This is a genomic window from Bacteroidales bacterium (assembly GCA_013314715.1).
Lineage (GTDB): Bacteria > Bacteroidota > Bacteroidia > Bacteroidales > GWA2-32-17 > Ch61.
The window spans coordinates 31,161-56,568 of the sequence record JABUFC010000019.1 but is presented as its reverse complement, the minus strand read 5'-3'; the positions used below and the strand labels follow the sequence as shown (position 1 = coordinate 56,568).

At 30.5% G+C, this 25,408-nt stretch carries 32 protein-coding genes and 1 tRNA gene; 13 read left to right on the top strand and 20 right to left on the bottom strand.

The window, feature by feature from the left end; translation table 11 throughout:
• The 4 genes from HPY79_06170 to sucC form a co-directional block, all read right to left on the bottom strand.
• The coding region (locus HPY79_06170; GenBank protein NSW45380.1) for a hypothetical protein at positions 1 to 289 on the bottom strand (289 nt) is incomplete at its 3' end.
• A gap of 219 nt (positions 290 to 508) precedes the next feature.
• Positions 509 to 1,126, bottom strand: a complete 618-nt coding sequence (locus HPY79_06165) for a threonylcarbamoyl-AMP synthase (protein ID NSW45379.1) — start codon at positions 1,124 to 1,126, stop codon at positions 509 to 511.
• 29 nt (positions 1,127 to 1,155) lie between these two features.
• Positions 1,156 to 1,770, bottom strand: coding sequence for a DUF4294 domain-containing protein (locus HPY79_06160; GenBank protein NSW45378.1), 615 nt, complete (start codon positions 1,768 to 1,770; stop codon positions 1,156 to 1,158).
• Between the two features lie 31 nt (positions 1,771 to 1,801).
• The gene (gene sucC, locus HPY79_06155; protein NSW45377.1) at positions 1,802 to 2,992 is read right to left on the bottom strand and encodes an ADP-forming succinate--CoA ligase subunit beta; all 1,191 of its coding nucleotides are present in this window, start codon (positions 2,990 to 2,992) and stop codon (positions 1,802 to 1,804) included.
• A 91-nt stretch (positions 2,993 to 3,083) separates the two neighbouring features.
• Between sucC and HPY79_06150 the strand changes: the two genes are divergently transcribed.
• From HPY79_06150 to HPY79_06135, 4 genes are all read left to right on the top strand, one after another.
• Positions 3,084 to 3,614, top strand: a complete 531-nt coding sequence (locus HPY79_06150) for an RNA methyltransferase (protein NSW45376.1) — start codon at positions 3,084 to 3,086, stop codon at positions 3,612 to 3,614.
• 70 nt (positions 3,615 to 3,684) lie between these two features.
• Positions 3,685 to 3,756: transfer RNA gene (locus HPY79_06145), tRNA-Met, on the top strand.
• Between the two features lie 38 nt (positions 3,757 to 3,794).
• Positions 3,795 to 4,082 carry a GIY-YIG nuclease family protein gene (locus tag HPY79_06140; protein ID NSW45375.1) on the top strand — a complete coding sequence of 96 codons (288 nt, stop codon included), beginning with the start codon at positions 3,795 to 3,797 and terminating at the stop codon, positions 4,080 to 4,082.
• A 78-nt stretch (positions 4,083 to 4,160) separates the two neighbouring features.
• On the top strand, positions 4,161 to 4,448 hold the full coding sequence (locus HPY79_06135; protein NSW45374.1) for a GIY-YIG nuclease family protein: 288 nt from the start codon (positions 4,161 to 4,163) through the stop codon (positions 4,446 to 4,448).
• A gap of 117 nt (positions 4,449 to 4,565) precedes the next feature.
• Here HPY79_06135 and HPY79_06130 read toward each other — a convergent pair whose 3' ends face one another.
• The 12 genes from HPY79_06130 to HPY79_06075 all read right to left on the bottom strand — a co-directional run bounded on the left by HPY79_06130 (position 4,566) and on the right by HPY79_06075 (position 15,399).
• Positions 4,566 to 6,965 carry a TonB-dependent receptor gene (locus tag HPY79_06130; protein ID NSW45373.1) on the bottom strand — a complete coding sequence of 800 codons (2,400 nt, stop codon included), beginning with the start codon at positions 6,963 to 6,965 and terminating at the stop codon, positions 4,566 to 4,568.
• A gap of 61 nt (positions 6,966 to 7,026) precedes the next feature.
• Positions 7,027 to 7,539, bottom strand: coding sequence for a hypothetical protein (locus tag HPY79_06125; GenBank protein ID NSW45372.1), 513 nt, complete (start codon positions 7,537 to 7,539; stop codon positions 7,027 to 7,029).
• Between the two features lie 38 nt (positions 7,540 to 7,577).
• Entirely contained in the window at positions 7,578 to 7,886 is a 309-nt protein-coding gene (locus tag HPY79_06120) for a tetratricopeptide repeat protein (GenBank protein NSW45371.1), read from the bottom strand.
• 118 nt (positions 7,887 to 8,004) lie between these two features.
• Entirely contained in the window at positions 8,005 to 8,748 is a 744-nt protein-coding gene (locus HPY79_06115) for a response regulator transcription factor (protein ID NSW45370.1), read from the bottom strand.
• 27 nt (positions 8,749 to 8,775) lie between these two features.
• Complete coding sequence (hflX, locus tag HPY79_06110) at positions 8,776 to 9,939, bottom strand: GTPase HflX (GenBank protein NSW45369.1); 1,164 nt, start codon at positions 9,937 to 9,939, stop codon at positions 8,776 to 8,778.
• A 3-nt stretch (positions 9,940 to 9,942) separates the two neighbouring features.
• Positions 9,943 to 11,109, bottom strand: coding sequence for a hypothetical protein (locus tag HPY79_06105; GenBank protein ID NSW45368.1), 1,167 nt, complete (start codon positions 11,107 to 11,109; stop codon positions 9,943 to 9,945).
• 41 nt (positions 11,110 to 11,150) lie between these two features.
• Positions 11,151 to 11,831: an energy transducer TonB gene (locus HPY79_06100; protein NSW45367.1), complete on the bottom strand. Its 681-nt coding sequence runs from the start codon at positions 11,829 to 11,831 to the stop codon at positions 11,151 to 11,153.
• Positions 11,832 to 11,895: 64 nt separating this feature from the next.
• On the bottom strand, positions 11,896 to 12,570 hold the full coding sequence (locus HPY79_06095) for an energy transducer TonB (protein ID NSW45366.1): 675 nt from the start codon (positions 12,568 to 12,570) through the stop codon (positions 11,896 to 11,898).
• Positions 12,571 to 12,628: 58 nt separating this feature from the next.
• Entirely contained in the window at positions 12,629 to 13,507 is an 879-nt protein-coding gene (locus HPY79_06090; protein NSW45365.1) for a cation transporter, read from the bottom strand.
• Positions 13,508 to 13,512: 5 nt separating this feature from the next.
• Entirely contained in the window at positions 13,513 to 14,076 is a 564-nt protein-coding gene (gmk, locus tag HPY79_06085) for a guanylate kinase (GenBank protein NSW45364.1), read from the bottom strand.
• A gap of 1 nt (position 14,077) precedes the next feature.
• The gene (locus tag HPY79_06080) at positions 14,078 to 14,944 is read right to left on the bottom strand and encodes a YicC family protein (protein NSW45363.1); all 867 of its coding nucleotides are present in this window, start codon (positions 14,942 to 14,944) and stop codon (positions 14,078 to 14,080) included.
• Between the two features lie 29 nt (positions 14,945 to 14,973).
• Positions 14,974 to 15,399: a nucleoside-diphosphate kinase gene (locus HPY79_06075; GenBank protein NSW45362.1), complete on the bottom strand. Its 426-nt coding sequence runs from the start codon at positions 15,397 to 15,399 to the stop codon at positions 14,974 to 14,976.
• A 75-nt stretch (positions 15,400 to 15,474) separates the two neighbouring features.
• Here HPY79_06075 and HPY79_06070 point away from each other — a divergent pair, with 75 nt between their 5' ends.
• Both HPY79_06070 and HPY79_06065 read left to right on the top strand, forming a co-directional pair.
• Positions 15,475 to 16,497 carry a bifunctional oligoribonuclease/PAP phosphatase NrnA gene (locus tag HPY79_06070; GenBank protein ID NSW45361.1) on the top strand — a complete coding sequence of 341 codons (1,023 nt, stop codon included), beginning with the start codon at positions 15,475 to 15,477 and terminating at the stop codon, positions 16,495 to 16,497.
• Positions 16,484 to 17,017 carry an FKBP-type peptidyl-prolyl cis-trans isomerase gene (locus HPY79_06065; GenBank protein ID NSW45360.1) on the top strand — a complete coding sequence of 178 codons (534 nt, stop codon included), beginning with the start codon at positions 16,484 to 16,486 and terminating at the stop codon, positions 17,015 to 17,017. The genes HPY79_06070 and HPY79_06065 overlap by 14 nt, the downstream gene beginning before the upstream one ends.
• 9 nt (positions 17,018 to 17,026) lie before the next feature.
• Here HPY79_06065 and HPY79_06060 read toward each other — a convergent pair whose 3' ends face one another.
• The 3 genes from HPY79_06060 to HPY79_06050 form a co-directional block, all read right to left on the bottom strand.
• Positions 17,027 to 17,200 (bottom strand): hypothetical protein, encoded by a 174-nt coding sequence (locus HPY79_06060; GenBank protein NSW45359.1) that lies wholly within the window; start codon positions 17,198 to 17,200, stop codon positions 17,027 to 17,029.
• A gap of 173 nt (positions 17,201 to 17,373) precedes the next feature.
• Positions 17,374 to 17,862 (bottom strand): thioredoxin family protein, encoded by a 489-nt coding sequence (locus HPY79_06055; GenBank protein NSW45358.1) that lies wholly within the window; start codon positions 17,860 to 17,862, stop codon positions 17,374 to 17,376.
• Positions 17,859 to 18,998 carry a DUF4831 family protein gene (locus HPY79_06050; GenBank protein ID NSW45357.1) on the bottom strand — a complete coding sequence of 380 codons (1,140 nt, stop codon included), beginning with the start codon at positions 18,996 to 18,998 and terminating at the stop codon, positions 17,859 to 17,861. Before HPY79_06050 ends, HPY79_06055 begins: the two co-directional genes overlap by 4 nt.
• A gap of 205 nt (positions 18,999 to 19,203) precedes the next feature.
• On the opposite strand from HPY79_06050, the gene moaC reads away from it, so the two are divergent.
• From moaC to HPY79_06035, 3 genes are read left to right on the top strand one after another with little or no spacing between them, the layout of a single operon-like run.
• Complete coding sequence (gene moaC, locus HPY79_06045; GenBank protein NSW45356.1) at positions 19,204 to 19,662, top strand: cyclic pyranopterin monophosphate synthase MoaC; 459 nt, start codon at positions 19,204 to 19,206, stop codon at positions 19,660 to 19,662.
• The gene (locus HPY79_06040; protein NSW45355.1) at positions 19,659 to 20,591 is read left to right on the top strand and encodes a molybdenum cofactor synthesis protein; all 933 of its coding nucleotides are present in this window, start codon (positions 19,659 to 19,661) and stop codon (positions 20,589 to 20,591) included. The genes moaC and HPY79_06040 overlap by 4 nt, the downstream gene beginning before the upstream one ends.
• Positions 20,592 to 21,176 (top strand): viroplasmin family protein, encoded by a 585-nt coding sequence (locus HPY79_06035; protein ID NSW45354.1) that lies wholly within the window; start codon positions 20,592 to 20,594, stop codon positions 21,174 to 21,176. It begins immediately after the preceding gene.
• Positions 21,177 to 21,198: 22 nt separating this feature from the next.
• Here HPY79_06035 and HPY79_06030 read toward each other — a convergent pair whose 3' ends face one another.
• Complete coding sequence (locus HPY79_06030) at positions 21,199 to 21,933, bottom strand: SH3 domain-containing protein (protein ID NSW45353.1); 735 nt, start codon at positions 21,931 to 21,933, stop codon at positions 21,199 to 21,201.
• A 171-nt stretch (positions 21,934 to 22,104) separates the two neighbouring features.
• Between HPY79_06030 and HPY79_06025 the strand changes: the two genes are divergently transcribed.
• Genes HPY79_06025 through HPY79_06010 form a run of 4 tightly spaced genes read left to right on the top strand, consistent with a single transcriptional unit; the run spans position 22,105 to position 25,408 of the window.
• Positions 22,105 to 22,755: an HD domain-containing protein gene (locus HPY79_06025; GenBank protein NSW45352.1), complete on the top strand. Its 651-nt coding sequence runs from the start codon at positions 22,105 to 22,107 to the stop codon at positions 22,753 to 22,755.
• A gap of 30 nt (positions 22,756 to 22,785) precedes the next feature.
• A complete protein-coding gene (locus HPY79_06020; GenBank protein NSW45351.1) occupies positions 22,786 to 23,421 on the top strand; it encodes a protein-L-isoaspartate(D-aspartate) O-methyltransferase in 636 nt (211 codons plus the stop codon).
• A 2-nt stretch (positions 23,422 to 23,423) separates the two neighbouring features.
• Positions 23,424 to 24,068 (top strand): MBL fold metallo-hydrolase, encoded by a 645-nt coding sequence (locus HPY79_06015; protein NSW45350.1) that lies wholly within the window; start codon positions 23,424 to 23,426, stop codon positions 24,066 to 24,068.
• Positions 24,065 to 25,408 carry an oligosaccharide flippase family protein gene (locus HPY79_06010; protein ID NSW45349.1) on the top strand — a complete coding sequence of 448 codons (1,344 nt, stop codon included), beginning with the start codon at positions 24,065 to 24,067 and terminating at the stop codon, positions 25,406 to 25,408. Before HPY79_06015 ends, HPY79_06010 begins: the two co-directional genes overlap by 4 nt.

Below are 25,408 nucleotides of genomic sequence, written 5' to 3'. Positions count from 1 at the left end.
CCTTGTTGCCTGTCATTCCGATAAACATCCCGATGGTTTGGTTACCAACCGGAAAACCTGTCGTTTGGTTGGTTATATTTAAATAAGTGTTAATAGAATTAAACTCGTGCAGGTGTAATGTTGTTCGGGGTACATAGGCTTCGCTCCAACCAAAGCCTATACCTATTTTATTTTTATGGTATAACCATCCATTGCAGTTTCCTGGAGATGAACATTGAATTTGATTTTGGGCTTGCATACAAATAGGCATCAATGCCATATAACTAATTGACAATAAGGCTATTGCCATCCACCATATAAATTCCGTAGGGCTTTACTAATGAAAAATTGGCTAATAAAAAGCATAAGTTGATAAACTAATTTGTTGCAAATATAAAGCATATTTTTTTTATTGTCAAGAAGCAGATTTTTAAACTACGTTGTTATTGTGTAGATGGTTGGTTTGAATTTACAAATGGTAGTTGTTATTGTATAGTTGGTAAAATTGGTATTCAAAAATCAATATCGTTTACAATCTCAACTCTCCGGATCCTTCGCGGATAATCTTAAACTCACCCGAAGTACAATCGACAATTGTAGAAGGCACTAAATTGCCATAGCCTCCGTCAATTACCAAATCAACTTTGTCTTTATATTTTTCGTGAATCAATTCTGGGTCGGTCATATATTCAATAATATCATCGTCTTCTATAACTGATGTTGTAAGTATAGGGTTTCCAAGCTCGTTTACTATTTGACGAGCAATATTATTGTTAGGAATACGAATTCCAATCGTTTTTTTCTTATTTAGTTTTAATATCTTAGGAACATTTGAGTTAGCTTCTAAAATAAATGTAAATGGACCAGGTAAATTGTGTTTCAACAATTTAAATGTCTCATTACTAAGTGGATTAGTATAAGTGCTAATCTGGCTCAAATCATAAAAAATAAAACTAAAATGAGATTTTTGAGGGTCAAGATTTTTTAACATGGCTATGCGTTCCAATGCTTTAGTTGAAAAAATATTACATCCAAAAGCATAAACCGAGTCGGTTGGGTAAATAATTACTCCATCGTTCTTTAATACATCTACAACCTTTTTTAAATCTTTTGGATTAGGATTCTCTTCGTATAATTTAATTAACATAGTTTTTGTGCAAATTTACAAATAAAATCTTACAACTCACCGTTTTCAATTCTGGTAACAATTTCTTCGATGTATTTATCTTCACCCTTAGCATCGTATTCATCTTTAAGATTTTCGCCAAACAACCGAGCTACTTGTTGATATAAAAATGCGCTAAAAGAACCTTTTAATTGCCTTATAAGTTCGTACGAAGTTTTACCGGTTTCTCTATCAATAAGTTTTATTAAAATTCGACCTTCCGACATGGTCATATTTTTAATTTCATCTTCAAAATCGGCTCTAAGTTTTTTTTCAGCAATTTTTAAAAACTCTTTGCGTCCTTCTTCGGTTGGAATTTTTTTTAGTTCTAGCTCTATCAACATAATTTTGAGTTTTGCTAGCTTAGCATAAGGCAGCACTTTTTTTATTTTTCGTACTAACTTAGTATAGCGAATAGCTTCACGTTTACTAGTAAAAACTCTGGGTGGAAAAATAGTAATCTCACGCAAATAAATAATAGGCAAAGTATCACCATTTATTACTTTTGTATAAACTAAAAAACCTGGAGGTCTAGGTGTTTGCACGGTATCGCCTTGAGCTTTGGTTGAAATAGAAAAACATCCCAAAAGCAACATCAATATAATATATTTAAAAAAATTTGGCATGAAGCAAATTTTAACAATTGTAATGCCAAAATTAAGCTAATACAGCCCTAACTGCATCGGCTGCTTCTTGCAAGGTAATCGCCGATAATACTTTTAACCCCGAACGATCAATCATTTCCTTTGCCAACTCAGCATTAGTACCTTGTAAACGTACAACTATGGGAACAGAAATATTACCAATATTTTTGTAAGCTTCAATAATACCCTCTGCCACTCTATCGCAACGAACAATACCTCCAAAAATATTCACTAATATAGCTTTTACCGCTTTATCTTTAAGTATAATTCTAAAACCTGCCTCAACAGTTTTAGCATTAGCGCCACCTCCTACATCCAAGAAATTAGCAGGTTCACCACCCGATAGCTTTATAATATCCATAGTTGCCATTGCTAAACCTGCTCCATTAACCATACATCCAACATTCCCCTCTAATTTTACAAAATTCAAATTATGCTCAGAAGCTTCTACTTCGGCAGGGTCTTCTTCAAAAATATCGCGTAGCTCCAAATATTTAGGGTGCCTATATAAAGCATTGTCGTCTAAAATCATTTTGGCATCGGCAGCAAAAATTTTATTGTCCGATGTTTTCACCAAAGGGTTGATCTCAATCATCGACGCATCGGTATTAACATAGGCATGATATAAAGCTTTAATAAATGGGATGAAATTTTTGTAAGCGATACCCGATAAACCTAAATTAAACGCTATGTTACGTGCGTTAAAATCGCTCAATCCAATATGGGGGTCAATGGGTTCTTTAAATATTTTTTCGGGCGACTTAGCCGATACTTCTTCGATATCCATACCACCTTCAGGCGAATATATAACAACTAATTCACCTGTGTTTCTGTTAAGCAAAATACTTAAATAAAATTCTTTAGTTTCTGATGGTCCTTTGTAATATATGCCTTGTTCTATATAAATTTTTCGAACTAGCTTTCCTTGTGGTCCTGTTTGATGTGTTACTAAATTCATTCCGAGTATTTGATTGGCATATGTAAAAACTTCCTGATCGTTTTTTGCAATCTTAACACCACCACCTTTACCACGCCCTCCAGCATGTATCTGAGCCTTCACTGCTACCACATCACAACCCGTGTCGTTTTTTATTTTTTTAGCTATTTCGATAGCATCATTTGCATTATTGCAAACAAAACCCAAAGGCACGTCAACATTAAACTCTTTTAATAATGCCTTAGCTTGATATTCGTGTAAGTTCATAATACAATTTTTAATTGCGAATTTATATTATTTTATTAACATAAAAGATATCAGACTAAAAAATAACTAATTTTGCCCAAACTTTTAAACAATGAAAAAGCTTTCGCTTGATGAACTTCAACGTATAAGTGTAGAAACATTTAAACAGTCGCCTAAACTCCCTATTAGCATAATACTTGATAATATCCGAAGCCAATTTAATATTGGCTCCATTTTTAGGACATGCGATGCTTTTCGTGTAGAACAACTTTTGCTATGTGGAATTACAGCACAACCACCAAGCCGTGAAATTGAAAAATCGGCTCTTGGCGCTACCCAATCGGTCGATTGGAAATACTATTCAAACACCATAGAAGCAGTTGAATATTGCAAAAAGAATCATTTTAAAATAGTGGCAATTGAACAAACCGACGAAAGCATTGACATACGTAAATTTAAAGTTATAAAAGATCAACCATACGCTTTTATTTTTGGTAATGAAGTTCACGGTGTAGATCAAAAAATAATCGATCTTTGCGATTTTTGTATAGAAATTCCACAATTTGGCACTAAACATTCATTTAATGTAGCAGTTACATCAGCTATTGTAATGTACGATTTCTTTATAAAACAAGAATTTTAACAATCTTTAATATTTTTTTTACAAGAAAGTTATGCATTTGTAATATTTTTTTGTATCTTTGCATTCAGATTGCGGGGTGGAGCAGTGGTAGCTCGTCGGGCTCATAACCCGAAGGTCGTAGGTTCGATCCCTACCCCCGCTACTAAAACTTGAGGCTGTCTGTAAAAGGCAGCTTTTTTTATGAAACAAGAATTCGTCGTATATATTTTATACTCTGTTAAAAACAAAAAAACATACGTCGGAATTACAAATAACCTTATTGAGCGGTTTAAATCGCACAATGAACGCGGACATGGATGGACACAAAAATACAGACCATGGATCGTTGTCTGGGTTGAGTTCTTTCAAGATAAAGAAAAAGCTAGAAAAAAAGAACGGTATTTTAAATCTGGAAGTGGGCATTATGCTAAAATTAAAATCATACATGATTTTTTACAGACGTCGGGCTCATATTCTTCTGATTCATAACGGAATCAGAAGAACGTAGGTTCGATCCCTACCCCCGCTACTAAAACTTGAGGCTGTCTGTAAAAGGCAGCTTTTTTTATGAAACAAGAATTCGTCGTATATATTTTATACTCTGTTAAAAACAAAAAAACATACGTCGGAATTACAAATAACCTTATTGAGCGGTTTAAATCGCACAATGAACGCGGACATGGATGGACACAAAAATACAGACCATGGATCGTTGTCTGGGTTGAGTTCTTTCAAGATAAAGAAAAAGCTAGAAAAAAAGAACGGTATTTTAAATCTGGAAGTGGGCATTATGCTAAAATTAAAATCATACATGATTTTTTACAGACGTCGGGCTCATATTCTTCTGATTCATAACGGAATCAGAAGAACGTGGGTTCGATCCCTACCCCCGCTACTAAAACTTGAGGCTGTCTGTAAAGGGCAGCTTTTTTTATGAAACAAGAATTCGTCGTATATTCCTTTTGCTTCGCTTTACCAAATAAATTTCAAACCAATTTTAAAATTTCTTCCAGGTGCACTAATATTCGAAGCAAAAACTCGATAATTTTGATCTAGTATATTTTCAATAGCAGCATTTACTTGTAGATTAGTATGAATCTGATATAAACCATATACATTAAACGTTATCCATGCAGGCATTCCATAGCTTGTTGCATAAACAAAATTATCTTCGCCATACATGTTATAATCTTTTATAAACTTCCATCCGTTAAACAACATATTAATTTCAGTGCTAAGTCGTTGCTTTTTATATTGAAAGCCAATTTTACCAAAAACGGGTGGAATGTGGTCGAGTGGGTAATCGGTCGAATCGGTCTTAATTCTACCATAAGTATAGCACACATTACCAATGAAGTTTAATGAAGTATTTAATTGTATTAACAAGTTTGACGATATACCATATAAATATGCTTTCGTTTTATTTACATTTAAAATTACTTGACTCATTTGACCATTATATAAAATCGAATCTAATCCATTAAACTTTCCAGGTTCTGTTGTAATAGCATCTTTATATATTGTATAAAAAGCATTGTTGTACCATGAAAAATGACTATTAAACAAGAGCTGATAACCTATATCAAAAGTGTGAGTTTTTTCTGGCTTTAGATTTTCATTGGGCATAATTACATTCCCAGGAACAGATTCAAAAATTTTACTTAAGTCATCAACATTGGGGGTTCTATATCCGCTTGCATAATTCAAATGAAATTTTAAAAAATCAGATGTTTTAAATACCACACCTATACTCCCAGTAATGGCTTGATTTTGCTGCGAAATTTCATTAAAAGGGAAATGATAAAAAGTTGTATCGATAAATTTAGATTCTAACAAAGAAAAATTATACCTTAATCCTTCACTAAAAAAAACTTTATCAAACAAATTCCATTGATGATTAATAAATACTGAATTTCTATTCATAATAGATCCACCATCTGGATAACGAGTATCTAAATTACTAGTAGTATGATCAAGAATATTTTCAGTAAATGCATTTGATCTTATTTTTTCATTCGAAAATTCTAATCCATAAATCCATAGCTGTTCATTGAAATTTTTTCTAAAATCAATATTTAAAGAAAATATATCCACATTCTCTATTCGATGATTGAGATTATTTTTATTAAATTTTCTATCGTGACGACTTTCTTCAATATTTTGATAAGCAGGTACTAGTCTTAAATCATCAAATAACATATTTTTTTTATGATATTCAATTTTTAAATAAGCTAAAAGTCTTCTTTGAGGTCCATAATACCATTCTGCATATTTTGGAAGTGTACCCGACATTTGTGTAAGACGATCATATCGCGAAATATTGGAAGAATTGGAAAATTGCACATTTCCTAATAATTGTAAATTATTATTTACTTTAAACAATACTTTTTGCAATAAATCGTATTGTGAATATCCAGCGCCTATTTGTAAATTTGGATCGTTATTAATAAATACGCTATCTTTATTATTTATTCTTTTTACATAAAACCATCTTTTCCCCCAATCACCATAGAAAGGGTTGCGATTATTACCTTGTCTTAAATCGTCAAAAAAAGCATAACTTATACTCGTTAATGAAGCTATCCGATGATTCGCTATATTAATATCAACATGCCCCATTTTTTCTTTATTAGCCGTTGAAGTTTTTAGCATAACATTTCCCTTCGATGTAAAAACATTTGTATCATTTAATAATGGCTTAATTGTTTCGAGATATATGGTGCCTCCAAGAGCATCACTGCCATACATAACAGAACTCGACCCTTCGAGAATTTCTGCTTTATTTAACGACCATGCATCGACTGTTATTATATTTTGCAAATGCCCTCCCCGATATATGGCATTATTCATTCGAATTCCATCTACTACCAATAATATTTTATTTGCTTCAAAACCTCTTATAATAGGACTACCACCTCCGAGTTGACTTTTTTGCACAAATGCCAAACCAGAATTACTTAATAAATCGGCTGATGTTTGAGCTTGTAAACTGTTAATCAATGCCTTATCAATAATAATGTTCGTTTGAGCAACATTATTTTTATTGCTCTCGAAGCGAGTAGAAGCAATAGTTACCTCATGAAGTAAATTTGTTTTGGGAATAAGAAACAATATATTCTTATTAGAAACAATTTCCTTGTATTCTTTGCTCACAGTTTCATAACTTATATGTTCAAATCGAATCAAATCATTTAGTTCCGCTTTTATTTTAATTTGTCCTTTAATATTAGTATGCCCAATTAATGATTCATTTATAAATACATATACATTTTCAATCGGTTGTAAATTTATTTTATCTTTAATAGTTATTAACTGACAATTACTGAAGTTACTAATAAAATAGAACAATATGATAATGATAAAATTTTTCATAGCACATTTATTTTTTAAATACAACAATAAACAAATAGTAGATAAAAATAAAAAAAGAAATCTAAAATTTTACTTCAGGTGGCTGATCATATTTTTCTATGACAGAATCAATATAAAAAATTAAAGGTATAGAAATATTTTCAAAAATATAAATCTGAAAAAACTTTATCGAAGCTTGATTAATAATAAATATAAAATTTGAAGTATAATTTTTAAACCATGATAATAAGTCTTTTTTATATTTTTGATTAAAATTGTGAATCAACTCGTCTTCTTTTTTATCTTGAATAACATATAACAATGTTTGATTATTTGTATCTGACTTAATAAATAAAACATCGTACATTTTTTTATTAAACGAAAATTCTTTAGCTTCTTCGTACCAAAACACTTTACTTTTAATAGCATTATAATTATAACACTCAATTGCTGATAAAGGCACTTTATTTTTTTGAATTAAACAAATAATCTCTGATTTTATTTGAATTTGAATAATTTTAAAATGAACAAACAAGCCCAATGAATAAAGCTCAAATAATGCTAATAAAATGATTGAGGTAATGTTTTTTTTCATTTTTATGAAAAACTCAGCAGCTAAGGTAGAAAAAAATTTTAATCTTTTTGCGAAAGTTTTACAAACATCTTATAATCTACCATTGCCTCTTTTTCTTTATTTTGAGAATATTTTATTAAAGCACGGTTTTTGTAAGCAATAGCATTATTGGGTTCTAATTTTATTAAGCGGTCTATTACTTCAATAGCTTCGTCGTAACGACCTAAATCCATGTATGCAATAGACAAATAAAACAATGCTTTTGTATGATTAGGTTCTCTTTCTAAGACTTTAAGAAAACAATCGATAGCTTTCTTAAAATTACCTTTTAAGTAATACCTCGAACCATCTTCAAGCAATTTTTCCATTAAAAGAATGTAATTTTTAAGTAAAGATAATAAAAAAATTACTCAATTGTCAATAGCAAATGTATAGATTGCATGTAACAACATGTAGAATGCTGTTGTTATTTTATATTTGGTAATTTTAGCATTTACAATGATGTGACATTAATTCTAAAAATTCTTCACGCTTCTTTCTGGAAACGGGGATAACCGTATCGTCAGACATAATAATTGCGGAGTCTTTATTTAATATAGATTTTACATGGTCTACATTAATTAAGAAACTATTATGTACTCTGAAAAAAGGATAATCGGGCAATAATTCCTGATAATCTTTTATTTTTTTTGAAACAAAATAATTTTCGCCCGAAGAGGTAATAATTCTTACATAGTTTCCTTCACCTTCAAAACGAATAATATCTGATGTCTTTAAATAAATTGTTCGCTCAAAAGTTGTAATTGCAATTTTGTTTTGTTTAGTTATTTCACGAATAAGTTCTTCGATATTATTTTTATTAATTGCTTCAGATTTTTTTCTTTCTACTTTACTTATGGCTTCTTTTAACTCATTTATATTAATTGGTTTTAGTAAATAATCGATAGCATTTCGTTTTAGAGCTTGAATAGCAAATTGGTTGTATGCCGTAACAAATATTATTTCGAAAGTAATTGGTTTTATTCGATCTAACATTTCAAACACACTTCCACCAGGCATATTAATATCAAGCAATAGCAAATCAGGATGTAATGATAAAACAGACTCTTCGGTTTCTTTAACATTTCGAGCTGTAGCTATTATTTCCACGTTAGAACAACATTTTTTTAAGCTATCTTTCAGATAGTTAACAGCATCGTGTTCGTCATCAGCAATAATGGCTTTTATCATGCTTTTTTTTGTGCAATATATAAAATTTTATTTAAAATCTGGATATAAAAAATTTTCAAAAGGATATCTTTTGCGATGAATTTCTTTTACAATATTATAAATTAATGTTTTAAGTGTATCAATATTTTCTTTTTGCGTAGCTGAAATATAAATAATTGTATTGTTTTCATTGTTATTTATTAAAATTTTTGACTCGTTTTGCAATAACATTTTTTGTTCGCTATTTAATAAATCGATTTTATTAAAAATATGAATAATGGGTTTATTTTTTACTCCAATGTCAAAAAGTGTTTGATTAACAACTCTAAAATGATCGTGGTACGAATTATGACTAGCATCAATTACATGTAAAATAATATCAGCTTCAGTGAGTTCATCTAATGTAGATTTAAATGATTCAATTAAATGATGAGGCAATTTTCTTATAAATCCTACCGTATCAGAAAGTAAAAATGGGATATTATCAATTACCACTTTTCGAACAGTAGTATCGAGCGTAGCAAAAAGTTTATTTTCTGCAAATACATCCGATTTGCTTAATAAATTCATGAGTGTTGATTTTCCTACGTTGGTATAACCAACTAAAGCTGCTCGTACCCATTTTTTTCGTTGCTGACGTTGTGTATTCATTTGCCTATCGATCCTTTTTAACTGCTCTTTTAGCAACGATATTCTCTTTTTAATAACACGCTTATCGGTTTCGAGTTCTTTTTCACCAGGTCCTCTCATACCAATACCGCCTTGCTGACGTTCGAGGTGTGTCCACATTCGAGTAAGGCGTGGTAACATATATTCGTATTGTGCTAACTCAACTTGTACTTTAGCATAAGCCGTTTGAGCACGTACAGCAAAAATATCTAAAATTAAATTAGTGCGATCGAGTACTTTACATTTTAATATATTTTCTATATTTCGCAACTGAGTTCCACTTAACTCATCATCAAATATAGCTATGGATATTTGATTTTCTTGAATATAATTCCTGATTTCTAATAACTTACCTTCACCAATAAAAGTTTTAGAATTAGGGCTTTGTATTTTTTGAAAAAATTTTTGCTTGGTTTCTAAATGGGCAGTAAGTGCTAAAAATTCAAGTTCATCAATATATTCATTCGCTTTTTTTTCGTCAATTTCGGGAGTAATAACACCAACCAGTACACACTGCTGTGCATTAGATTTTAGTAAAGTCATAGTTTACTTTATTCGGTATTTATTTTCAAAAAGTAAATCGTTGAATACTTTTTTAAAAACATCTAAAGCACCAGAAATCATTTCTATATCGTTGGGAAAAGGAACTGGGAGTTGACCTAACTTTTTCTTTATATCGTCATCTAAAGCTCTTAAATCGCCATTGGCTATATATACAATATTCTCAAAATAATAATCGCTACCTAAAGGTTTAGTTGTTATTTCTTTTTGGTTATCTACATCAAAATATAAAACTTCGCCATCTACATGACATGCTTTTTGCTGAACAGTCTCAATAAGTTTGCATGAAACTTCAATCATTCGAGGTACACGCACTGGATTACCCAATGAGTCTTTAACAACATTATTGTTATTATCTAACAATACTTCTGTTCCGTCTTGTATCTTTTTTGTTTTAATGCTTTCACGCACAAATACTTTTTCGGGTAATATTTGAATATTTTTTAAATTTAATTTTATTATATAATGATAAGTATCGTTGTTATCAGGATTAGGAAAATATCGAACCCATTTACTATCAAATCGTTCAAATTCCAAATTAAATAAATTATTTTTAATATCGGTAGGTAATTTATAAATAGTACTATTTTCGAATGTTAAAGCTACTTTTGAAATACCTTTTTGCAGCGATTGTTTTAAAAGTGCATCTACATCTTGATATGTTTCGTAATAATATTTAACATTCTTAAAATAATTGTAGGCTTCGCGTGCATCATATCTATTTCCTGTTTGTAATAATTGTTTACCTTTAATATACCAATATTCGGCCGCATTTTGTTTTGCATTTAAAATGTCTTTATCGTAATCGATATAACTAAATGAAATTGTTCTATTGCCTAATTTAAGAGGTAATATAGGCTGTACTATCGACTGACGATATTTTAGATTGCTATATATTGTTAATATTTTTTCCCAATTTTCGGGCCGTCCTTCTGATTTTAAGAATTTTAAATTTTCTTGGTCGTTTAAATTGGCAGCATTGTATGATTTTTCAAGGTATATAATTTCTTTTTCTTTATTGGGATTTTTCTTTAATTTCTTAACTGCCCTTGCTATTGCTCTATCATACTCGCCTCGGATATAATACCTTTTAGTAACATTGCAAGCATAAAGAGTAGTTGCAATAATAGCAAAAATAATTAATTGTTTCATTTTTTATAAGATTAAAAAAGCCCTTATTCAGGGCTTTTATATTAGCTAAGTTTAAAGTTTATAGGTAACTGAAACGAAACTTTTACTGGTTTACCTCTTTGTTTACCAGGTTTCCAAGCTGGCATGTTTTGAATTACTCGAATAGCTTCTTTATCGAGTGATGGGTCTACTCCACGAACAACTTGTACATCGGTTACTCTGCCGTCCTTACCTATAACAAATTGAACAAAAACTTTACCTTGAACTCCGTTTTCTTTTGCTATTTCAGGATATTTAATGGTTTTGCTTATGTATTGAAACATGGCTGCTTCGCCACCGGGGAATTCAGGTTTTTCTTCTATTACGTAAAAGTTAATAACTTCTTCATTTTCTTCTTCTTGTTGTACTTCTACTTTAGCTTCAATTTGTGTATTTGCATCGGCTTCTGTATTTTGAATTTGAACTTCGTTAGTTATTTGTTCATTATTTTCAACTATTTCGAGCACATCGGTAACGGCCGGTGGTGGTGGAGGAGGAGTTTTAATTTCTTCTTGTTTAGTAATAGGAACAATTTCTTCTTCTATTTTGCCTGTATTTTCAGCAACAAAAGTGCTATTTTCTTCTGGCATAATTTTGAGTTCAAATGCAAATAATAATAAGGCTAAAGTTATTAATAAGCCTATTTGAAAAAACAAGCTACGCTTTCTTTCAAGATCTGCCTGAGGATTTTTCTTTAGTTCCATATTTGTTTAATTTTGCGGTAAAGTTAATGATTTTTTTATTTACTTATATGATTGAAAAAAAATTTTATTCTAACTTAAAACTGATGGGAAGTGCAAACTTGGTTGCAACATATTTACCATTTTTAAAACCTGGTTCCCATTTGGGCATTTTTAAAATACTGTCAACTATTATTCGATCTAAATTGGGGTCTATTCCTCGAATAATGGAGACCTCGGCAATACTGCCATCTTTTTCAACTACAAATTGAACACCTACTTTACCTTGAATTCCCATTTCTTTTAATTCTTTCGGATATGGTATATGTTCGCGGAGCCATTGATACAAAGCAGGGTTTCCTCCTATAAATTGAGGCATTTTTTCTATTTCCCAAGAATCGTATATGGTAGTATCCTCGGGTTCAATCGGTGATATCAATATTATTGTAGAATCATTTGCTTCGGTATCGCCCATTTTAAATTCATTTTGTATTTTCATAGAATTATCAATTATTTTCATAATATCTAATTGTGGTGTAGGTACATTTATTTTGGGCTTTTTTATTTCATTTTGTTTAGTAGTTGGAACAATATCTTCGAAAATTATGGTTGTATTTGTATTGCCCATAAAATCATTTTCTTTAGGTTGATATTTCCATTCAAAAGCTGCAAAAACGATAACTAATACAAACATTAAGCCTAATTGAAAGAAAAATATTCTTTTGCGTTCAAGATTTACATTCGATTTTTTTTTCGGTTCCATAATTCAATTGTTTTATGGAACTTTTCAAAAATAGTGCCATAAAAAGAAGAATAATAAATTAATTTTTATCTGGATTGGTTGGCTCTACATGTATATTTACTCTTATATTAGGATTTTTTTCAGCAACGAGTTGTTCTATATTATCGCAAATAGTATGTGCTTCGATTAATGACATCTGAGGAGGCAACTCTAAGTGTACATCAGCAAAAATAATATTACCCGATTTTCGCGTTCTTAAATTGTGAATTCGATAGTGATTATCTTCAAATATTTTTATTATGGTATCTAAATCGGCCTTTTCAACCGATTCATCCATTAATGGGTTAAACGATTTTTTAAATAAAATAACGCCTTCAATAGACATATAAATAGCTACTGCAAAAGCAAATATGGAATCGATAACATACCAATGAAAAAAATACATTAATACAAATCCAAGTATTATAGCTAATGACGAAAACATATCAGCTCTCAAATGAAGTGCATCCCCTTCGAGCGCTACTGATTTTGTTTTTTTAGATACCTTATATAAATAATTAGATAAAAACAAGTTTAAGAGAAACGATAAAAACATTACAACAATACCCAGTATAGGCATCTGAATATTGGAAGGGTAAAAAAAACGAATGATGGATTCGTATAAAATAAAAATGGCTGCAATAATTACAAGTATAGCTTCCACAGAAGCCGTTACATTTTCGATTCGTCCGTGTCCATAGGGATGTTTTTCGTCGGGTGGAGTTTCAGAATACTTTACAGAAAAAAAAGTAATAACAGAAGCAAATAAATCACTTAACGAATGCAATGCCTCTGATAAAATGCTTATTGAACCAGTAAAAAAAGAAATTATAAGTTTTAACAAAATTAAAACTATATTCGATAATATTGATAATAAAGCAGCTTTTTTGTTGGCTTTTTCATTAGATAATATTTCCATATAAATTAAATATGTGTAAGAACAATACTTGTAATTTCTTGAATAGCTAACTCTAAATTGTCGTTAACAACCACATAATCAAATTGAGATTGAAATTTCATTTCATATTCAGCTTTTTCAACTCTTTGTTTTAGACTTTCAATATTTTCAGTTCCTCTTTTTTCAAGTCTTTCTTTAAGCACATCGATGGACGGAGGAGCTATAAAAATGGAAACGGCCTCGTCTTTGAATATTTTTTTTAAATTAATACCACCTAATACATCTACATCGAAAAGTACCACATGATTTTTAGCCCAAATACGCTCAACCTCGGCTTTTAATGTTCCATAAAAACGATTAGGATATACTTCTTGCCATTCTATAAACTCATTGTTTTTAATACGTTGTTTAAATTCTTCGACGGTAAGAAAGAAATAATCTACCCCATCTATTTCGTTTGGGCGTTTAGGACGACTACATGCCGAAACACTAAACTCTAACTGGGGGAAATTCGATAAAAGATGCTTAACCATAGTGGTCTTACCAGCACCCGATGGAGCAGAAATAATAACCACCTTTTTTTTTGCCATACTACAAAATGTTTAATAATTGTTCTTTAATTTTTTCGAGTTCGTCTTTCATTTCCACCACTAATATCTGAATTTGAGTATCTTGAGCTTTTGAACCAAGGGTATTTATTTCTCTACCTATTTCTTGCGATATAAATGCTAATTTACGTCCCGCGTGCTCTTCGTTTTGTATTGTATCAAGAAAATATTTACAATGATTGCGGAGGCGAACCTTTTCTTCGGTTATATCAAGTTTTTCGAGGTAATAAATTAGCTCCTGTTCAAAACGGTTTGCGTCGTATGTTTGTTCTTTAAAAAAATCTTGCAAGCTGTTACTAATACGAAGTCGAATATTTTCAATTCGCTGTTTTTCAAATACTGAAATATCATCTATTTTACTATCGATTAACTTTACTCGATTGGATATATCATTAACCAATGTTTGTGCTTCTTGTGTTCTAAAGTCATTAACTTGTTTAATAACTAGCTCAAAATTTTGAATTACACATTTTTTTTCATCGTCTTCAAGTTTCTGCTGAATAGAGCTCACCACATCGGGCATTCGAATTAGAGTAGAAAACCATTCGGGCTGATAATGATGAAGTTGAAGTTCATTTTTTAACTCAAGCAAAGAATTATAATAGTGTATAAATGCTGTTTTGTTTAATTCACCAGGGATAGGAGGCTCAATCCATTCTACATTAAAACTTATATCAATTTTTCCTCTTAATAATTGTTTTGTTACAATGCTTCTAAGTTCAAATTCAAGTTCCTTATAAAAATTTGGGATTCGCACATTTAAATCTAAAGACTTACTATTCAGGCACTTAACATCAATAGTGATTTGTTTTTTTTGATAAATAAAAGTTAGGTGGCCGAAGCCTGTCATTGATTTTTGCATATATAAGTTGTTCTGTATTATTTATAAAAACGTTCTATTTCTGGAAAGAAGAAAGCTGCTTCGGCGATAGCGGTTTCATCGCTATCTGAACCATGAACTGCATTCCTTTGAACCGACTCAGCAAATAATTTTCTTATGGTTCCTTCTTCGGCTTTTGCTGGGTCGGTGGCACCGATAAGCTTACGATAATCTTCTACGGCATTTTCTTTTTGCAAAATAGCAGCAACAATAGGACCAGACGACATAAATTCAACTAAGCCTTCGTAGAACGGTTTACCTTTGTGTACAGCATAAAATTTAGCAGCACTTTCGCGAGATAATTGCATCATCTTTAATGATACAATATGAAAACCTGCTTTATTTATCATTGCTAATATTTCGCCAATATGCTCATTTTTTACTGCACCTGGCTTAATCATAGTAAATGTAATATTTCCTGCCATAATGTGAAAAATTATTTTCAAAAATAAAAAATAGATACCATCTTTACAATAATAATTTTAATTTATTTATTCATTGTGGAAAAAATTATAAATCAATTACTTGAATACGTAAAAAAATCAAAAAGCATTGTTGTTATTGGACATGAAAATCCGGATGGCGATGCTGTTGGGAGTGTTTTGGGTTTATACATATTGCTAAAACAAATGGGCAAAAACGCATGGGCAGTTTTTCCTAATAATGTCCCCGATTTTTTAAAATGGGTGCCCCATTTTAACGAAGCTATTTTTTATAACAATGATAATCAAATTATTGAGGAAATATTTCAAAAATGTGAAATTATCTTTTGTCTGGACTTTAATGAACGAAAACGGGTTGGTAAAATGCAATATCTGCTTGAAAATTCGAAAGCCACAAAAATTCTAATTGACCACCATCCATACCCTGATTCTTTTTTTGATATTTTAATCTCTGAACAAGAAGTTAGCTCAACGGCTGAACTTGTTTACACTGTTATAGAACTTTGCCAATGGACAACATATATAAATAAAGAGGTAGCCGAAAATTTATTTACAGGTATTATGTCAGACACCATTTCATTTAACGTTAATGCATCAAGACCCAAAACATATGAAATAGCTGCACGTTTATTGCAATATGGTTTAAATAAAGAAAAAATACATCGAAACATTTTTAATAGTTTTACTCAACAAAGAATGCGAATGCTAGGCTATGCATTACATAAAAAAATGAAAATTATTCATGAATACGCAACAGGCTATATATATTTATCGAAAAATGAACTACAAGAATTTTGTTTCCAGAAAGGCGATACTGAAGGTTTTGTAAATTATCCATTAAGTATAAAGGGCATTCGTTTTGCAGCTTTATTTTTAGAACGCGACGAATACATTAAAATCTCATTCCGTTCGGTTGGAAATATACCTGTAAATGAAATAATGGCCAAACATTTTTCAGGAGGTGGACATAAAAATGCCGCCGGGGGCGAAGCTAAAAACGTTTCGTTAGAAGAATGTATAAATCAATTTGAATCGATACTTCCTCTTTATAAAGATATATTATTAAATGAAGAAGATTAACATATTAGGCTTATTTATTCTATTGTTAATTATAGCATGCTCACAAGGACATCGTAAACCTAAATCAGACGAAGAAGTACTAGCTTATAAAGAACCTCTCGTAAAAGTGAATGCCATATTAGTGGATAGGGATTCGTTAAAAATAGCACGCTACTGTAAACGTAATAATTTAAAACTCACTGTTGGGAAAAATGGTTTATGGTATCAAATTCAGCATATTGGCAAAGGCGACTCGGCTCAATACGGGAAGGTTGCAAATATAAAGTATAAAGTTTGGATACTCGAAACGGGTAAAATTTGTTATTGTAGCGATAGTAGCGGAATAAAAAGTTTTCGTGTTGGAAAAGATGATGTTGAATCGGGTTTAGATATAGGGATTCGTATGATGCGTGAAGGCGATAAAGCAATGTTTATTTTACCTCCTAATTTAGCCTATGGTTTACTAGGAGACGAAAAATGTATTCCTGCCCGCAGTATAATAGTTTATGAGGTAGAACTTGTTAAAGTAACTCCCCAATAAAAAACAAATTTAATTTGTTGTATCGCGTTCCATAATGATTTCTGCATTGTTGCTATCAAGACTTTGTTGCATAGTATTCATTATTTGTTGTTCTTCTTGATGAGCATTATTTTCTTGTTTTGAGCTTGAATTACAAGCACAAAAAAGCAGGATAACTAAACTAATAAAAATGATTGTCTTCATCTGTAATTATTTTTTTATTTTTAAATTTATGTCAGAACTGGTCTTATCATAATGATAAGATAGAAAAAGCCATTCGAATAAAGAACAAGGCTTATTTATGAGTGATAATTTCATTTTCGGTTTGTGCAAATGGTTTCTCATGACAATTTCATCTACAAAAAATTTATTTTGAATTAATTTTTCTCATAGTTAGAAGGGTTTAAGGCTTTTGGGGTCCATTGTTTAAGAAAAGTTACAACTTTAGCAGTGTCGTAGTTATTTCCTTTTTCGAGTAAACCTGAATCTTGTGTATGAATTCTTTTCCCCCCGGCGTCAAGAATAACTAACACGGGAAAACCAAAGCGTTGAGGATATTCGAGTTGTTTCAATGCTTCAGTGTTTTTATTTTCTCTACTGTAATTAAGTGGTACGTAAATGTAATTTGCTTTAATGATAGAATCTATTGAAGTCATATTTGTAATAAATTTATGAAACTTTATACACCATGGGCACCAATTGCCACCCACCTGAACTAAAATATGTTTTTGGCTTTTCTGAGCTTCCATTATAGCGTTTGCCAGTTGTTGTTTACCATCAATATTTTCGTTATATAATTGTTGCTCTTGAGCATATAAACCAAAACTAAACATTAAGATAAACCATAAATACATGTACTTTTTCATTTTTTTACTACTTTTAAAGGATTAGAAAAATCAAAAGCAGCATTCTTAAGCATTCTTATAGGACATTCCATAACCTTACCCCATTGATAAATTTCTACTTGTTTTGAATAAATTAAATTTTCATCCAAAAAAATATTTATTGTAGAATTTATAGGCAAACGATACGTAAAATTATTTGTGTTTTGAGCTTTTTTATACTTGAGTAAAGCTTGCGTATAAGACTGATAATAATCGTTATTAACTAGTTTTACTGTAAATTTCTGAGCATTTTTAAGTGGTTGATTCACTAATCCTTTGTTTGGATGAAAATAGCCCAATATAATTTCGTTTTCATTAATATTGTTTGGCAAAATTTCAATATAATAATCGATTGGAATAGCAAATGTTTTTCCCATAAATAGCGATAAATATTCTTGCTCTTCTGCTTTTAAATATTCTAATATAGTTTTTGCTGCCTCTCCTTGAGGAAGGGTTTCCATGTCGCCTGTCATTAAATCAAATAAGCGTGTACGAATTTCGAAAATATGTTGAGCAGCTTCTTTAGCTTTGTCTTCTATTTTTAATGTATCTATCATTTTTTTTGTAACCATAATCTTTACCCAGTTAGTATCTACTTTAACTTGCTTAAAAGTTGTATCTATTCGTTCTTTGATGTAAGGACTTGGTGTCAGCTCTTTAAAAACTACTTGTTCAAAGGTTTTAATTTGATTCAAATTATTAAATACCTGTTTTTCTGCGTAATCCTTATTCGATACATCTTGATTTATAGATAAAATAACACCATCTGTCTGCTGTACAATAGATTTCCAAGGCAATTGATGCTTATACTGCACAACATAAACCTCTTGACTATCGGCAATCGTTCTTTGATCGACTTCTATTTTGCTAATAAAATATTTAACATTATCATTAGTTGGTAAAAGATCGATACCTAAAAATTTGGTTGCAAATTCAGCATAAGGACCTTTTTTATAAAACTGCTTTTCAAATTGTATGTGAACAATAAGTTTTGTTTTGGGTAAAGCATAAACAAAATGGTTTTTATTAAACTTACGAACCTGTGAGACATGCTTAATAGAAACATTACTACATCCAACTAAAAAAGTCATTAATAGGAAAAATAATAGTTTTTTCATGTGTAATTATTTTAAATTAAATTCTTTCATCTTGTCAATCATGACAAACAAGATGAGTTTGTTTTCATAGCTATTGCATGTTTTATTTTGTACAAAATTACAGTATTTTTCTTTATTTTTTAAATTAATAAATCTGTCGCAAATATAAATATGAACATGTTCTTTTTAGGTCGGATGCTTTTCTGTATCTTTACGGCAAAAAAATATGGAACATAAATTTTCTCATATCGATCATGAAGGTAAGGCAAAAATGGTAAATGTGTGTAATAAAGAAATTGTTCACCGCAAAGCCATAGCCGAAGGTATGATAGAACTCCAAAAAAACACTTTAGAAATGATAAAACAACTAGAAATTAAAAAAGGTGACGCCCTCACAGTTGCTCAAATTGCTGGTATTCAGGCTGCAAAACAAACATCATCGTTAATTCCCTTATGTCATCCATTGTTACTAAACCATATTGAAATAAATTTTGAATTTCTTGAAAATGGGATAAAAGCTCAAAGTAATGTAAAATGCGATGGAAAAACAGGTGTAGAAATGGAAGCACTCACTGCAGTTACAGTAGCATTGCTAACCATTTACGATATGTGCAAAGCTGTTGACAAAACAATGATAATTAAAGATATTCGTTTAATAGAAAAAAATAAAACTTCAATAAAATGAAAGAAATTAAAATATTATCAATAAATATTTCAACCCAAAAAGGAACCATAAAAACACCTATTCATCAGGCTTTTTTTAGTAAAAAAGGTATTCAAGAAGATGCCCACTCTGGAAGTTGGCATAGACAAGTAAGCATGTTAGCAATAGAAAGTATTCGCCGATTCGAAAATATTTTAGGGCGTCCTATTAATATGGGCGAATTTGCCGAAAACATTACAACAGAAGGAATGGAATTATATCAATCAAAACCCTTAGACAAATTTGTTGGGTGCTACACCGAATTTGAAGTAACTCAGATAGGTAAACACTGCCATGGTGACGGCTGTGCCATCTTTTCTGCTGTTGGAAAGTGTGTTATGCCCAAGGAGGGTATTTTTGTTAGAGTTTTACGCGAAGGTAACTTAAAAGAAGGTGATACGCTTTTGTACATTCCTAAAGAATTTCGATGCAAGGTCATAACCCTTAGTGATAGAGCTTCAAACGGAGAATACGAAGATATAAGCGGTAAAGTAATAATTCAAATGTTAGAAGAATTTTTCAAGCAAAAAGAAAGAAAATTTAAAATTAAATATGAACTTTTACCAGATGATAAAAATCAACTAGAAAAATCGATAAAAGAAGAAATAAAAAGTGGCACAGATATTATTATAACTACTGGTGGAACAGGAATTGGCAAACGAGATATTACCATTGAAACTGTAAAACCATTATTAGAAAAAGAAATTCCAGGTATTATGGAATATATTCGCTTAAAATATGGTAATGAAAAACCCAACGCCCTTTTGAGTAGAAGCATAGCAGGTGTTTGTGAAGAATCATTCATTTTTTCATTACCAGGAAGTACCAAGGCAGTTAAAGAATATATGACTGAAATTTTAAAAAGCTTAGAACACATGGTATATATGCTTCATGGTTTAGATTTACATTAAATGGCGGGCAAACAAAAATATTATGTAGTTTGGCAAGGCTTTAAAACAGGGATTTTTGATTCGTGGGAAGAATGTAAAAAGCAAGTTGAAGGATTTACAGGAGCAAAATATAAATCATTTCCTACATATGAACTTGCTTTACAAGCATTTAATCCACAAAATCAAACCATTGTAAAAACTAGTCCATCGCATGGTTTATGCGTTGATGCCGCCTATAGCAAAAGTACTCATATATTAGAATATAGAGGTATTATTATTCCTGAAAAAAAAGTAATTTTTCATCAAGGACCCTTTTACGATGCTACCAATAATATTGGCGAATTTTTGGCCATTGTGCATGCACTTGCTTTATGTAAAAAACAAAATTGGAATTTCGATATTTATTCGGATAGCAAAACAGCCATAGCTTGGGTTCGAAATAAAAAAGCCAATACAAAACTAACTCCTACGCCTCGAAATTCAGTTATCTTTGAATTATTATCAAGAGCTGAAAAATGGCTTCAAGAAAACTATTACAGCAACAATATATACAAATGGGAAACGTCTAAATGGGGCGAAATACCTGCCGATTTTGGCAGAAAATAAAATGCATTAAAAACAATAACAACTACTTTTTAATAATTTTTGAAACAGATCCATTGAAAAACTCTAATTTATAATCGTTATACTCCCACACTTCTTTTACCCCTTCATCAGCATTAATAGACGATTTGCTATTGGGTTTACCTATGCTTTCAAGAGTCATACCAGGAGTCATTCCTTCCCATACTTCATTATTCATAATTCGAATAGCAATATCTTTTCCATATAATTTAACTAATTTTTGGTATTTAGGATCATTTTCGTTGACACTACGAACAACCGTTGTAGATTGAGATTTCGTTTGTGCGTTTGAAGGCTTTCCACTTAAAAAATCATCTATTTCTTGGTTCGCTGCAATAGTAGAATAACTTACATAGCCTTCTTGCCCATTAAAATTAACTTTAAAATACAAATTTTGCTGTTCTTTGTAAACTTTTATATCTGTATTAGCTGGGATATTAACAATTACATTTCCAAGTGATGATGGTTTATCTCTTAAAATAGCTCCCCCACTACCTGTTTTAGCTTGAATGTAATCGCCTGTAACTTCCATCATTAAATTTTTTTTCTGATTAGTCAAATCAGCAATTTCTTTATTAATTTGCTTTAATTGATCCTGATAAGCAGCAATACGCTGTTGAGTCGTTAGTTTTGCTGTTTGTAAACTATCAAGCTTTTTATCAATTTGTTTTAATGTTAACTGTCCAATAGCATTGAAAACAGCTAAAACCATCAATAAGGTAATTATTCCACGTTTCATCATTTTTTCAATTTAAAAAAAATAACACATTTTTCTGTCTTGTATTTTTGTACAAAAATATTGAATTTTTCAAAAAGTTTTTTAATCTATTAAATTGATTAAAATTAATTAACATCTATTACTTTTGCTTTTTTTTGAAAAAGAAGTAACAACCAATTTGGCATAAAAAAGATGAATACTATTATTAACCATACTATAAGTTATGTTCAAACAGAGCTAAAAAATGCTGAAGGAGGTCACGATTGGTGGCATAGTTATAGAGTTTGGCAATTAGCTAAAAAACTTGCAGCATACGAAAATTCAAATATTTTAGTAGTAGAATTAGCAGCTTTATTGCACGATATAGCCGATTCAAAATTTTACTCTGGTGATGAGACTATTGGACCTAAAAAAGCAAAAGCATTTTTAGAAAAATTAGAGATTGATATCGATATTGTCCATCATGTAATTTTCATCATCGAAAATATTTCATTTAAGAATATTAACAATCAAATTGAAAAAAGTATTGAATTTAAAATTGTTCAAGATGCGGATCGATTGGATGCTATTGGAGCTATCGGTATTGCTAGAACATTTAATTATGGAGGATTTAAAAATCGAAGCATATATAATCCAGACATAAAGCCGAATTTTGCCATGACAAAAGATGAATATAAAAGAAGTGATGCTCCTACGCTAAACCATTTTTATGAAAAACTTCTATTACTAAAAGATTTAATGAATACCCCAAAAGCAAAAGAAATAGCCAATAAAAGACATCGTTTTATGGAACAATTTCTCAATCAATTTTATACAGAATGGGAACAATTAGATTTTGAATAAAATATTTACCTTTGCATAACTGTAGGTACCATGGAAGATAATTTAATATATAAAGGATTACGAAAAAAATTGGTTGAAACCTTAAAACAAAAAGGAATTCATTCAGAGCCTGTTTTAGCAGCAATCGAAAAAGTACCACGACATTTATTTGTAAATAAAGGATTAGAAAAATTAGCATACGAAGATCAGGCATTGCCTATTAGTGAAGGACAAACTATATCTCAGCCTTATACAGTAGCTTTTCAAACTCAACTTTTACAAATAGAAAAAGGCGACAAAGTGCTTGAAATTGGGACTGGTAGCGGTTATCAAGCAGCAATTTTAGCTGAAATGGGAGCACGAGTTTTTACTATTGAACGCATCCATCAATTATTTTTAGATTCACAAGCAAGACTAAATTTTCTGGGCTATAAAGTTCATCAATTTTATGGCGATGGATATTTAGGCAAAGCTGCTTATGCTCCGTTTAATAAAATAATTGTAACAGCAGGGGCAAAAGAAATTCCTCAAATGTTAGTTGAACAATTAGCTGCTGGAGGCCGAATGGTTATACCAGTTGGAGACCATACACATGAAATGACGTTAATTGAAAAGAACGAAAATAATCAAATTACAATAACTAAACACGGTCAATTTATTTTTGTACCGTTTGTAAAAGGTAAATAGTTATGTTACAATTAAAATGCTTTTCTTTTAATCCTTTAATGGTAAACTGCTACGTAATATGGAACACCGATGGCAGTGCCGCTATAATAGACCCATCGTGCTACAGTGAAAATGAGCAATCTACACTTACACATTTTATAAAAGAACATCAATTAACCGTTAAACATATTATTATTACACACTTTCATTTCGATCATGTAATGGGTGCACATTTTGTTTCATCATTTTTCAATACTCCACTTTCTATTCATAAAGATTATATATTTTTAGCAGGAAATTTTGATATTCCTATACAAACCCAGTATTTTGGTTTCAACATGCAAAATCCCCCTAAACCCAAAATACTTTTAAACGATAACGATAAAATTCAAATAGGCGATGATTTTTTAAAAGTTATTCATGTTCCTGGACATAGTCCTTGTGGTATTGCTTTATACTCTCAAACATCAAATTTTTTAATTTCAGGCGATATTTTATTTGAAGGCGGTATTGGAAGAACTGATTTAGCCCTAGGTAATATGGAACAACTTTTAAACGGAATAAAACAAAAACTACTTACTTTACCCGAAAATACCATTGTTTACCCTGGCCACGGTAGCGAAACAACTATTGCCAATGAAAAGAATTTCAATACCTTTATTGGATGATTAAGAGCAACAAATATCTCATTAAACTCCAAAATCCTGTTGTTGCATTACAATTTATTCAACTTGCACGGTTTAGTACTTTATTCTTAATAAGTATTGCTTTTGCTAAAAGTAATTACACCGTTAAGGATATTGGTTTATATGAAAAATTTATATACTTTGCAGGAGCATTAAGCTTTTTCTGGACAAATGGTCTTATTCAATCACTCTTAGGACAATATCATAAAATAAAATCTAAAAACGAACAAGCAACTTATTTATTTAATAATGTAATTCTAGCATCTGTTTTTAGTATCGTTGTTTTTATTATTGTATTCTGTTTTGAAAAGCCATTAAGTCTTTTTTTTATCAACAACACATTCATTCCGTATAAGTTTATTTTTCTTAGCTATTTACTACTTTCTCCCTTAACTTATTTCATTGAATATATATACCTATTAAATAATAACCTTAAATTAATTTATTTATACGGCATATTTAGTTACCTTATTCAGCTCCTTATCATTATCATCCCTGCTTTTATTTTTAATGATTTAGTATATTCGCTATGGGGGCTAGTTTTTATTACTTTTTTGCGACTATTATGGCTTATTAAAACTTTATATAAATACTGTATTTTTAAAATATCAATACACCAAATTAAAATTGCATTATTGCTTTCTCGTCCTTTAATTCTTGGAGCATTTATAGCAGGATCTATTCCTTACGTAGATGGCATTTTAGTGTCTATGCATTTTGACGATAGCATTTTTGCTATTTATAGATATGGAGCTCGCGAACTTCCTATATCTGTTTTATTGGCAAGTGCTTTTAGCAATGCTATGATTCCTATTTTAAACAATTCTACTAGTATTATTCCAGGCATAAAACAATTAAAACGACAAGCATTACAACTCATGCATGTTTTATTTCCCTTAAGTATCGTTTTGATGATAACTAGCTTTTACCTGTTTAAATATATTTTTAATCCTATATTTATTGATAGTGCTCCCATTTTTAATATTATGCTCTTGCTGGTAATACCTCGAATGGTATTTCCTCAAACTATACTCATGGCCAAAGGACAAAATAAATATTTATTATGGGCATCTATTATTGAATTTTTTACCAAACTTGCTTTCAGCTTTATATTACTTTCAAATTTTTCGATAAAAGGAATTGCCTTAGCCACAGTTATTGCTTTTAGCATAGAAAAAATAATTTTAATGTTCTTCGTTTACAAAAAAAATCAATTATTACCCCATCATTATACACACATGACATGGTTTATCTTTTATTCAATTTTAACAATCACTACTTATATTTGTATAGAACAATTATTCCCTATTAATTCGTTTTAA